Raw genomic sequence first — 11,812 nt, 5'->3', positions numbered from 1 at the left:
TACACATCCTTCTTTTGGCCGGCTTTATTGGTCTATGCCTTTTTAACCGTCTGGGTGCTGAAATTGACCAAACAGCACAAGATGGATACAAAAAACATCCTCTACAATATAATTCCTCTTTTAATTATGATCGCCCTGGGACTCTTTATCGGGATCATGGAGATACCCTTACCAACAGGACTGACTCAGTTTACGGGAAGCTTTGGTTCGATGGCGGTTCCTCTGATTCTTTTCTGCATGGGTCTTTCCATCTCCATCAAAGACTCCTTGAAATCGACCAAGGCTCTTCTCCCCTTTCTGGTGATACGCCTCCTGATCTGGATAGCGGCTACAGCAATCATGCTTCAGCTGCCCATTTTTGACGAAATGTCCCGGAAGGTTCTGATGATCAATGCCCTGGCTCCTCTGGGTGTCAATCCCATCGTTATCAGTGATATGTTCGGTCTGGACTCTGAGTTTGTTGCCAACTCCATCACGATCTCAACAGTGATCTTCCTGCTTTTCCTACCCTTCCTGTTTTTATTCTGGGGATGAATAGATGCACATAGCGGTCGTTCAACCCCCGATAAGAGACTTCTATCAGACGGCTCACCGTCATTCTGCCCTGGGGGCTCTTTCGGTTAAGTCAATTCTGGAACAGGCGGGTCACACAGTGACCCTCTTCAATTTTCCGGGAGAGTCGGGGAGCAGTCATACGCCCCCCCTTCCCGGGGAACTGAACTACCTCAAAGCCTTTCTTATTTCTGATGAAAAGGGTCCAGTAAGCTGGTTCCGCCAGCGCAAACACTTTGGACCTCCCATCAATGAGTGCAGCTCTCAGATTCTGGCGGTCCATCCCGACAGGGTCATGATCAGCTGCTTTGCCTGGTGTTATGCCGGAGAAGCCCTCCTCCTGGCGGAGGATCTGAAACAAAGAGCCCCCGATATACCCCTTGAAATCGGCGGAGCCGGAGTTTCGGTCAATCCTGACTGGTTCAGACAAACAGGACTCTTTGATGAGGTTCGCTGCGGTGAGGCGGAAAAAAATCTGGCTGATTTTCCCGGCATGTCAGACTCCCCCCCGGCACCCCTCACTCCCGCTCTCAGTTCTGTATATGATGCTCAGAATCAACCTCAATACAGCACCATGCTGACACGGGGTTGCCCCTACCGCTGCCTGTTCTGTGCGAACCACCTGACCCATGGAAGGGAGTTTCGAAAGATCCCGGTTCAGGATGTACTGAGTCTTCTGGAGCAGATAGGAATAACAGATTTTCATTTGAACCTTGAAGATGACAACCTCCTGGCCAACACATACTATTTCTGTGACTTCCTGGACTCTTACCACTCACGTTTTCCTGAGGCCACTCTGTCGGCAGAAAACGGGCTGGACTACCGCCTTTTGACTCCGCCTCTCATCTCCCGGATGATTGAATCCGGATTTACCAGGTTTAACCTTTCCATGGCCTCCTCTGACAGCCGTATCCTGACAAACCAAAACCGAAAGGGCGAGCAGGAACAGCTCTCTGATGTGCTCTATCTCCTGGAGCAGAAAAAGATCCCGGCTGTGACCTATTTTATCTGCGGCCTGGAGGGAGACAGCATCGAAACTGTATCCCGGAACCTTCTGTTCCTGGCAGCCCATCCGACAGAAATCGGCATATCCCCCTTTTATGCAGTCCCGGGACTTCCCGGATTTGAACAGCCCGGAGAAAATGGACTCCCCGGTCTGCCTGCCCTGTACTGCGGCTCTTCCGTATGGCCCTGGAACGGAAATCTCAGCACAGCACAACTGATCACCGCCTTCCGGCTGAGCCGGTTCATCAACCTACTGAAGTCCCCAGACAGAGTCTTATGGCCGGAGCTGATTCAAAAAACCATTGAAACAAAACGGCTTCATACGATCCGCGGCACTAAAGCCAGGAAGACAATATTAGAGGTTCCTCTTATGGATACTGAAATGAGTGAGAGAGTGCTTTCAGGTTTGCCTGAGACGCTGGTTCAGGGCTGAAGCCAAGCGACCAGATCCTTGACTGATGGATATTCGAAGATACTGTTCAGGGTAATCCTGTCCGCATGCTCCTTCATATTCCTGCGCAGCTTCAGAAGAATCTGACTGGCCAGAAGGCTGTCCCCGCCGGCATCGAAAAAATTATCTTCAGCCACCAGGTCCGGGTCACCCAGGACTTCCCTGAATATATCCAGGATACGTTCTTCATGCCCGGCAGATTCAGTTGCTTCCGGTAGTGTCGCGGGATGGTCCTCTCCCTCTGCGTATTGATGAATCCATTGCTTCACCCGCAGCTCCAGAGGCCGGGGGGATACCAGTATCTGAACCGGATCAGGAAGAGAAAGGATACGCTGCACCGTTTCGTACCCCTCCTCGGGGCTCATGGCATACTGAGCTGTCGTTTTCTCATACGCACCGACCTGTTCTTTCGTATAATCAAAGTCCCAGTCATCCCAGTTCACGGCAATCCAGGAAGGCCCCTCGCTTATGCACCGGGATTGGGCAAAGGTATCCATAAAACGGTTGGCCGCCGCATAGGCCGCCATGCTATAGCCTCCCAGAACAGATGCCATAGAGGAAAAGAGGAGAATAAAACCCGGTTCGATTCCGGTCTTGTCGCGGCACAGCGCCACAGCTTTATCCAGATTCCAGAGAGCATCGATCTTTGATGCGAACTCCTGTTCCGAAGTTTCCCGGGTAGTATCGGGGAGTGATTTAAGATTCGCCTTACCGGCGGCATGAAAGATTCCGCTTATGCCACCAAACTCCCGGATTGTGTCCTCCAGCAGAGCAGCGATATCCCATTCATCTCCGAAATCGACCTTGACAACCCTGAACTGACCGCCCCGCTCTTCCAGGCCGATCAGATGCTCCAGGGAAGTACGCATTTTTTCATCCAGCTTGTTTTCCGCCAGAAGAGCTCTCCAATTCTCTTTCGCCGGAAGTTCCCGGGTTGTCGTCAAAACCACATGGGCCCCTTGCCCAACCATTTTCTCAGACAGGCTCCGACCGATTCTTCCCAGACCTCCGGTAATAATGTAGGTCCCGTCTTTATCTATAGACCCGGGAGCTTCTACTGAGTCCAATGATACAGGTTCATAACTCTGGACCCATCGATTGACGCCCCTCAGAACGATAAAGGCCTCGCTGACAGCTTTGGATGGAACACATTCCCTGAGGATCTGCCCTGCCAGTCTGTCCAGAGAGATTCTATCGAGTTGAACATCCACCACATAACAGGTCATTTGGGGATTCTCCTGAGGCAGAACAATCGCGGGGCCTAATAGGGCGGATTTCTCAGGAATGATTCTTTCAACATCCACCTGAAAGGTATTATCCGTAATAACCCAGAGACTCATGGTATCCAGGACTGTCTGTACGGATAAGGCCTTAGCCAGATTCAAAAAAGGATAATAACTTTTTTCCAGCACACCAGAACAATCGGCAGGACCGATTCCCCAAAAGTAGAGAATGCCATGAGGATAAATACTCTGAGATTCCAATTGTTTCAGAACTTCTCCAAACTGATCCGGCTGGCCGGGATTGATATGAAAAGAAATCTCGTCCATTCCCAGGCGATCCTTCACAGTTGGAAAAACAGTCCTGACAATATCTCCCTGACTTTCCAGCAGATTAGAGACCTCCATGGAGAGAGCCTCTTGTTCTGGATCTGAAAAAATCAACCAGTTTTTCTTCTCCCCACCAGGCCGGGAAATAGGGGGAATCCATTTCCTCGTCCAGGATGGGATGTAACCCCATTGGGCGATATCTTTGATTTTTCCCTGCTGAGGTTCTTTTACACTCCAATCGGCATCGCTTTGTTTCCAACACTTATAGGGATCGAAACGGATGCCTGGAAGGGGTATTTTCCTCCCACCCTTCTCACTGCGGAAAGCCTTCAGGTCAACCGGCAATCCTGCTGCCCAGAGATCGCCCAGGAGCTGTCCGAAAGCCTGGGAATCGGATGTCTTTTTGTCCCTGGGATGCCTGAGGGTCGAGAGGATCAAAGGTGAATCCCCGGAGGAGATTCCTTTAGAGAGGGATTTCATCAGTTTGCTCAGGATTTTATGGGACCCCACTTCCAGCATAGCCGCCGGTTTGTCCTGCAACAGAGCTTTGACGTTATCCGCAAAACGAACGGTTCCCCGCATATGAAGCCCCCAGTATCCAGGATCACAGGCTTCCCTGTCGGTCATCCAGGTTCCGGTCAGATTGGAAAGCAGGGGTATCTCCGGTTTTGCCAGGGAGACCTTCCGGGCTTCTTTAACAAGTTTATCTGCCGCCCGGTCCATCATGGCGGAGTGGCAGGCTTGTTACCCATTAACACGACGGGTAATGATCCCCTGTTTTTTGAGATCCTCTTCCGCCGCATTGACTGCGTCGACTGTTCCGGACAAAACAACCTGGTCATCCCCGTTCACAACAGCAAGGGAGAGATCTTTGCGGCCTTTCAGGAAGGATGCCGCGTCAGCGGGAGTCAGACCGGCTGCGGTCATGGCCCCCTCCCCAGACTCCTCCATAACCCGGCCCCGTGCGACAACCAGGGCCAGAGCATCATCCAGGCTGAGAACCCCGGCGATGCAGGCGGCCGTATATTCCCCGATGCTATGCCCGGCAAGGGCTTCCGGTACAACACCACGGTCCATCAGAGACCTGGCCAAAGAATACTGAAGTGAAAATAGAACTGGTTGTACAGTGTAGGCATATCGGAAGGCCTCTTCGGCCTCCTGTGTCCCCTCTTCGGCAAACAGAGAAGTCCTCAGATCCGCATTGATCAGAGGAATCAGCTTGTCGCAGCAACTGTCGAAGTATTTTTTATAAACAGAATCCTTCTCATAGAGATCCATTCCCATCCTGTGATGCTGAGAACCCTGTCCGGGAAAGAGAAAGACCGTCTTTCCCTTCAAGGTATTACGGCTATCCTGGATAGAGGCGGTTTTCAGCCCATCCAACGCGGTCGAACGGTCTGAACAGGACACAGCCAGTCGAAGGGAGAAGTTTTCTCGCCCCTCCTGCAAAGTATATTCCAGATCTGCCGGGTTCCATTCTTCCTTTTCCATTAAAAACCCTATCAATTCCTGCCGCATCCCCTCGAGAGATCCCGGGGTTTTAGCTGAAAGTGTTAGAAGGCCCCTGGAAGGAATCAAATTCTTTCCTGAAGACTCAGATTTTCTGACAGGTGGTTCCTCCAGTACGAAATGCACATTCGTCCCGCCTATGCCCAGACAGGAAACTCCCGCTCTCCGGGGAAAATCCCCTGAAGAGTCCCATTTCCGCAGCTCTGTATTGATAAAAAACGGACTGTCCTGGATGTTCATGGCTGGATTGGGATTTTTAAAATTTATTGTCGGCGGTATTTGTTTATGATAGAGACTCAACGAGGCTTTGATAATCCCTGCCATACCCGAGGCGATGTTACTGTGACCGATATTGGGTTTTACCGATCCCAGAGCGCAAAAGGCTTTTTTGTCTGTGAAGGAACGGTATACATCGGAAAGGGCCCGTATTTCGATGGGATCACCTATAAACGTTCCCGTACCATGGGCTTCTATATAGGAAATAGTGTCGGCGCCGATATCCGCCATATTCAGAGCGTCGAGGACCATATTCTTCTGGCCGTGGACACTGGGAGCGGAGTATCCCGCTTTATTATTCCCATCGTTATTGACGGCAAATCCTTTAATAAGCGAAATAATATTATCTCCCGCCTCCAGGGCATCTTCCAGCCGCTTGAGAACAAGAATACCGACGCCGTCTCCCAGGATGGTTCCATCTGCGTCGACATCGAAGGTCTTGATCTTTCCCTCTTTGGAGTTGATATGCCCCTCTACATACTGATATCCCCCCTGAGGAAAAGTAATGCTCGAAGCCCCCGCCAGGGCGGCATCGCATTTACCAGACAGCAGGGACTCACAGGCAGTAGCTACAACCGATGCGGCGGTGGAACAGGAGGTTTGAACCGAGAGACTGGGACCCTGAAGGTTTAATAGATAGGAAACCCGGGTTGCCAGATAATCTTTGTCATTCCCTGTTTCGGTCAGATGATATTCCGCAGGGTCCGATGGATCCATAAATCCACCCCCCTTGAGATTATGAAGCAGGTAGAGCGGGGAGTAACAACCACCAAAAACGCCTGTCCTTTTTCCATTCTGAGTCGGCGGATATCCGGCATTTTCCAGGGCTTCCCAGCAGCACTCCAGGAAGAGCCGGTGCTGTGGATCCATGAGGTCCGCCTCTTTTTTACTCAATCCGAAAAAGCTGTAATCAAACTTGTCCACATCATCCAGTAGGGCTCCAATCCTGCGATAATCCGGGTCGGAATAGGTCTCTTCCGGGATTCCCCGCCGGGAGAGCTCCTCTTTCGTTAATTCCCGAATACTGCAGACCCCGTTTGTAAGATTGTCCCAGAACTCCCTGACGTTTTTGGCACCGGGGAATCGGGCGGCCATCCCCACAACGGCGATTTCCGTGGATTCCTGGTGAAAGAAAGACCTCTTGTTATTCAGGTCATCCCTTGTGGATAATCCCGCGTCCTCTCTTTTGGATGCGATGAAATCGGCCAGGCTGCGAATGGTGGGATTCTCATAAATATCGATCACCGAAACGTCCACTTCCAGAGCTTTAGACAGTTTATCGCATATAGCAATAGCCAGAAGTGAATGGCCGCCCATATCGAAAAAATTGTCCCTCAGATCGGTGGCTCTGATCTGCAGAATATCTTCCCAGGTCTCCACAATCGCCGACTCAATGTCCCGCTTCGGTATATCAGCCTTTATGCCCGCTCTTTTTCTATTCACAAACTCATCGGGATTCGGGAGTTTTTTCCGATCCATTTTTCCGGTAACATCATGAAGGGGCAGTTCATCCAGGGGGATGAAAATGGAGGGGATGGAATAATGAGGCAACCTCTCTTTGAGATGGGGACGCAAGACTTTTTCCAGGGATTTGTCATCCAGGACGCCATTGCCCACCACATAGGCCACCAGAGCTTCGGGCTGACCCGTCTCGAGGCTGTCTTTTGTGACGACCACAGAAGTACTCACAGCGTCATGTTCCGTTATGGCAGCCTCTACGGCCCCCGGAACAATGCTGTAACCCCGGAGCTTGATCATAAACTCCACTCGTCCCTTGACTTCCAACTCCCCGTTGGGTAGGAAACGGCCCAGATCGCCCGTCCGGAACAGGCGAGATCCATCCTTCCGAACAGGATCGGGGATAAATCTTTCGGCTGTTTTTTCCGGTTCATCCAGGTACCCTCTGGCCAGAGAATCACCGCCCACATAAATTTCGGCGGACATTCCAATCGGCACGGGCTCCAGCTGTTCATTCAGTAGATAGATGCGTACGTTATCCATGGGGAATCCCAGAGAGGCATACCTGGGAGAAAAAAGCGTATCCAGAAATTCCAGATCATGAGTGCACACATCATGACACTCGGAAATGCTGTAGTCATTCAGCAGCTTCACTCCGGGGAAGCGTTCGAAGAAGCGGTTCCTCAATACTGTAGGAACGACTTCTCCGTTAAGCCAGACAATTTTCAGATGTTTGAGCCGTTTCTCCAACTCCAGACCGGGCGTATTGAATACCTGTTCCAGCAAAGAAGGGGTGAACAGGACCCGGGTGATCTCATACTTCTCAAGAAAATCCACCAGCTTCCAGGGATCATATATCACATCATCGGGAATCACATAGGAGGGAAAACCCTGCAGAAGGGGGCGAATAACCTCCCAGACCAGGAAAACATTGCAACCTTCCCTCTCTCCTTCGGAGTAGGGATGGTTGCGGTAGCGCCAGTAGTAGGAGTTGACCGCACCGCGATGGGGACAGATTATCCCTTTGGGAGCTCCGGTTGTGCCCGATGTCATAACGCAATAGGCCAGACTGTCCGGACCGGGCAGCTCCCTGTCCTCATCCAAGGCAGGTAAATCCATATCCTCCAGAACTTGTTCCCATCCCTCATCCAAAGGAAGGGCTTTGTCCAGAGAGCGCCTGGATTCGGGAAGTCTGGAAAGATACTCATTTTTGGTAAGTATCATCACCGGATCGGATTTTTCCAACACCCGCTTCAGGAGCTCCGGGGGATAGGCCAGCTCAATCGGCATATAAGCTCCCCCGGCTTTCAGAATGGCGAGATAGGCAATGACATACTCCACGCAGCTATCCATACAGATCCCGCCGATGCTGTCGACCCGGACCCCCTGTTTCTGCAGGTAGCGGGCCACAAGGTCGGTCTTTTCATCCAGATCCCGGAAAGTCAGGCTCCCCCCCGGATCGGCAATAGCGATGCGGTCGGGATGGGCGGCGGCCTGCTCCCGGAAGATTTCATGAAGGCATTTCTCCGGATAATCCGCTTTTGGACCTTCTTTGATCGCTTTGGGCATGTCCTTAAGATCCTGCAACAGCCATTGACTAATATCTTTCAGCACTTCCTTCTGAAGCGTTTCGGTATAGAAATGATCCCCTTTATAGAGGAAAGATTGAAAAGACAGGGAGCTGTACTCTTTCCAGGCGTCCAGGTCTTCAGGACTAAGAAGGGTATCCCCCTCTCCCCCCATAGCTGTAATCGCAACGGGAAGGGGATTCCTTTTCGTGTATTTGTAGGTTTCGGAGACTTCAAAATCCGCTTTCATGGGAGGAAGGATAAAATCGATCAATTCCTTGTTTTCCAAAACTTCAGCCGGGACCAGTCCGAGGTCTATGATTTTCTGAACCAGTTCCTGATCAGGAAGGTTATACATAGGCTCCTCTTCTAAAGCATCATGAGGAACCTTATGAGCGGAAACCAAAAGTCGGACCGGAAGGGGACTTCCTTTCTCTTCCAAACCCCTGGTCACTTCATAGGCCACCAATGCTCCCACACTATGCCCGAACAGGGCAAATGGTTTATCAAGATAAGCAGAAAGGGCATGGACAATCTGATCAGAAAGTTCCGGCATATTATGAATAGGAGGGTCATTGCGCCTGCTGCCGCGCCCAGGTAAATTCAGACAATAGACTTCAATTTCTTTGGGAAGGTTATCAGCCCAGGATTTAAAAGCCTGGGGCCCTCCGCCACCATGGGGGAAACAGAAAAGCCTCAACAGGGCATCCGGTCGAGGCTTGTAACAACTGATCCAGGGCGTAACCGTAAAAGAAGTGGACTGAGGCATAGAAACTCCTAATTTTAATAATAAAAGCTTATTCAATTCTCTACATTGTGCAGGGAGATCAGCCAAGGGCTATTAAAACCAGATCTTTTTTTAAGATTATAATTGAAAGAAGTTCATGAATTCATTTCTAAAAAGACTGTAGAGAACAAATAAGCTCACAAACATTCTATAACAAAGGGTACAGAAGTTGAGAGATAAATTACTATATTTAATATTACATTATCATGATTTACTAAAGGTATCAAGGAAACTGAATTGTATACAGACGTTCCCAAAGACAGATCAATCTCTGCTTTCGATTCTTTTCATGTCCTTTAATAATTCTGAAAGTAGAATAAAGGAGACGTCCGGGACGGATCTGCCGCTAGGAAAACAGGCTGCGCTTATATGCTCTTTATCCAGTGAGAAGCTTTGAAACTGGAAATCAGAATTCCCTTGATCAAGCGGATCATAAAGGTCTATAGCGTCAAGTTCATCCCATTCGAACTTGAATGTTTCAAAGCCACGGCCAATCCCTGCTCCCAGAGCTTTTGTATAGCTCTCCTTCAAAGTCCAGAGTTGATAAAACCGCTCTAATCGATCTTCTGTATTTAATGCCTGAAGAATCTCCTTCTCCCGTGCGGAAAAGATTTGACCGGTACTGATCGGATCAATGTCCTGCCTGCATTGCTCAATATCAATCCCCACGGGTCCGGTTCCGAGAATGCAAGCGACCCAGTTTCCGGAATGGGAAAGATTAAAATGAATGGTCCTATGAGACCTTAAAAAGGGCTTCCCATAGACATCTCTGCCAAAACAGATCCGGTCTGGAGAAATTCCATAATCTTTCATCAAACAGAACAGCACAAGAGATTCTGCAAGAATTGATCGTTTTCGATCCTCTTCCTTTCGAAACTTTAAGTTCCTTTCCAGACGCTCTTGAGAAAGGAACTGCTCCAAAAAATATATGTCGGAATCATCAATGACCTCATCAGAATTCAAGAAAGAGATTCTTACAGACTCCATTTAAAAACTACCCGATCCTTCCGGAATCCAGAAACATGCCCGGGCCTCACAGACGCTTGATACATCAGTTCCATGATTCAAATCTGCCTCCCTGATATCACTAAAGTCCATTTATTTGAGTCCTGCGGATACTGCAGGACATTTTCCCGCCCACGGCTCTATCGGCGGAAAACGGGTTGGACTACCGCCTGTTGTCTCCGTCTCCATCTCCCGGATGATTGAATCCGAATTGGCCAGGTTTAACCTCTCCATGGTCTCCTCGGGCAGCCAGATCCTGACACAGCAAAATCGAAAGAGCCAACAAGAACTGATTCAAAAAACCATTGAAACCCGACGGCTTCATACAATCCGCGGCACTAAATCCAATAAAACAATAGTTGAAGTTCCTCTGATGGATACTGTGATGAGTGAGATGGTGCTTTCAGGGCTGCCTGAGGGACTGGTTTAGTATGACATTGATTATATCGGTAGCTTGGAGAATTCGAAGGGTAGGGAAAAAATAGGCATTCCGACTCTTAACAGTCCATCTTGTACCTGCTGTCTGATGTAAGGCCATATTATGGGAGTCAAATATTTACTCAGAAACTCATTTTTATTATTATTTTCCCATATTAAATTATACGTTTCTTGTGATGACTTAATTACAATATTCAATCTTGACTCATGGATAAAATACTCTTTTCCATCCTTATCCTGAGCAATCAATTTAAAGTTTGGATTAATAGTAAAACCATTTTCAGTTTTTTGAGGATCATCCTTTTTAAGTCCAAAATTGAGGCTTAAATTAATATTTTCACCAGTTTTCAAGTGGTTTACTTTTTGGTCCGAAAGCAAGGAAGTACTTATATTCTCCAGCTCAATACCTTTTACTATTTCTGACAGTTTTATTGTTTCTTTCATAAATTAATTCTCTTTGAGATCTTCCCAAGTTGTTTTTGTACCTGAAATTTTCACGGCTTTTTCTGTGGGAAAGTCAATTATTTCACAGTATTGAACTTCTTCTTTTTCTATCATTAAATAATGCTTTTCAAGTTCAGCCCTAAGCCAGTTACTAATCATTTTTTTTACAGGAATATCTATAGTTTCAGCAATAAGATCAGCTTTCTCTTGGAGATCATAAGGTATAGTCACAGAGTATTTTCCCATCGGGGATATAAATAGCTCTCCATTTGCTGAGTTGCTAATTTTATTTAAAAAAACATACCCGGGTTTAATTTTCATATTCTCAAAACGAGAAACAGCACTTTGAGTAGTTCTCGCCTTTTTAGCAAGATCTTTTTGGGATATCCCCTCCCTCCCTATTAATATATCTAAATCTTCAAGGAAATTTGCTAATGGTCCATATTCTTTCTCAAAAGATTCTAATTTGGGATCAGATTTTGTGATTTTATCTAAAAAACCTACTACATCGTTTCCTTTCATGCTCATGCCCTCTTAGTTACATATTCTATATATTTATCTTTTAACTTTCTTGAAGAATCTATATTCTTAGCTTTTTTTCCATTCTTATATTCTCCAGAAAGAATAACTAAACTCTTTGAATCCAGTGGGTTCATACAAAAATAGATTCTTGATACCCCGCCTCTCCCCCCACGTCTATTTTGGGGTGGAATTCTGATTTCGTGAAGATTATTTCCCAAGTCTTTCATTTTTCCACATACATAAAAAG

The 11,812-nt window shown here is 48.1% G+C and carries 9 protein-coding genes; 3 read left to right on the top strand and 6 right to left on the bottom strand.

Annotation, left to right across the window (positions count from 1 at the left end):
- A partial coding sequence (locus tag PF479_RS12690; protein WP_298007165.1) for a hypothetical protein occupies positions 1-534 on the top strand: 534 nt, incomplete at its 5' end.
- Between the two features lie 4 nt (positions 535-538).
- A complete protein-coding gene (locus PF479_RS12685) occupies positions 539-1,990 on the top strand; it encodes a radical SAM protein (protein WP_298007162.1) in 1,452 nt (483 codons plus the stop codon).
- Here the strand turns inward: PF479_RS12685 and PF479_RS12680 are convergent.
- The 3 genes from PF479_RS12680 to PF479_RS12670 form a co-directional block, all read right to left on the bottom strand.
- The gene (locus PF479_RS12680; RefSeq protein WP_298007159.1) at positions 1,981-4,284 is read right to left on the bottom strand and encodes an SDR family NAD(P)-dependent oxidoreductase; all 2,304 of its coding nucleotides are present in this window, start codon (positions 4,282-4,284) and stop codon (positions 1,981-1,983) included. The genes PF479_RS12685 and PF479_RS12680 overlap by 10 nt on opposite strands.
- 18 nt (positions 4,285-4,302) lie before the next feature.
- A complete protein-coding gene (locus PF479_RS12675) occupies positions 4,303-9,138 on the bottom strand; it encodes a type I polyketide synthase (RefSeq protein ID WP_298007157.1) in 4,836 nt (1,611 codons plus the stop codon).
- A 282-nt stretch (positions 9,139-9,420) separates the two neighbouring features.
- Positions 9,421-10,143 carry a 4'-phosphopantetheinyl transferase superfamily protein gene (locus PF479_RS12670; protein WP_298007154.1) on the bottom strand — a complete coding sequence of 241 codons (723 nt, stop codon included), beginning with the start codon at positions 10,141-10,143 and terminating at the stop codon, positions 9,421-9,423.
- 115 nt (positions 10,144-10,258) lie between these two features.
- On the opposite strand from PF479_RS12670, the gene PF479_RS12665 reads away from it, so the two are divergent.
- On the top strand, positions 10,259-10,591 hold the full coding sequence (locus PF479_RS12665) for a hypothetical protein (RefSeq protein ID WP_298007152.1): 333 nt from the start codon (positions 10,259-10,261) through the stop codon (positions 10,589-10,591).
- 11 nt (positions 10,592-10,602) lie between these two features.
- On the opposite strand, the gene PF479_RS12660 is transcribed toward PF479_RS12665, so the two are convergent.
- The 3 genes from PF479_RS12660 to PF479_RS12650 all read right to left on the bottom strand — a co-directional run.
- Positions 10,603-11,043, bottom strand: a complete 441-nt coding sequence (locus PF479_RS12660) for a hypothetical protein (protein ID WP_298007149.1) — start codon at positions 11,041-11,043, stop codon at positions 10,603-10,605.
- Between the two features lie 3 nt (positions 11,044-11,046).
- A complete protein-coding gene (locus PF479_RS12655) occupies positions 11,047-11,565 on the bottom strand; it encodes a helix-turn-helix transcriptional regulator (protein ID WP_298007147.1) in 519 nt (172 codons plus the stop codon).
- Between the two features lie 2 nt (positions 11,566-11,567).
- Positions 11,568-11,812: hypothetical protein (locus tag PF479_RS12650; RefSeq protein ID WP_298007146.1), on the bottom strand; the 245-nt coding region annotated here is incomplete at its 5' end.

Source organism: Oceanispirochaeta sp., assembly GCF_027859075.1.
Taxonomy (GTDB): Bacteria; Spirochaetota; Spirochaetia; order DSM-2461; family DSM-2461; genus Oceanispirochaeta.
This window is presented reverse-complemented; position numbering and strand designations above follow the sequence as displayed.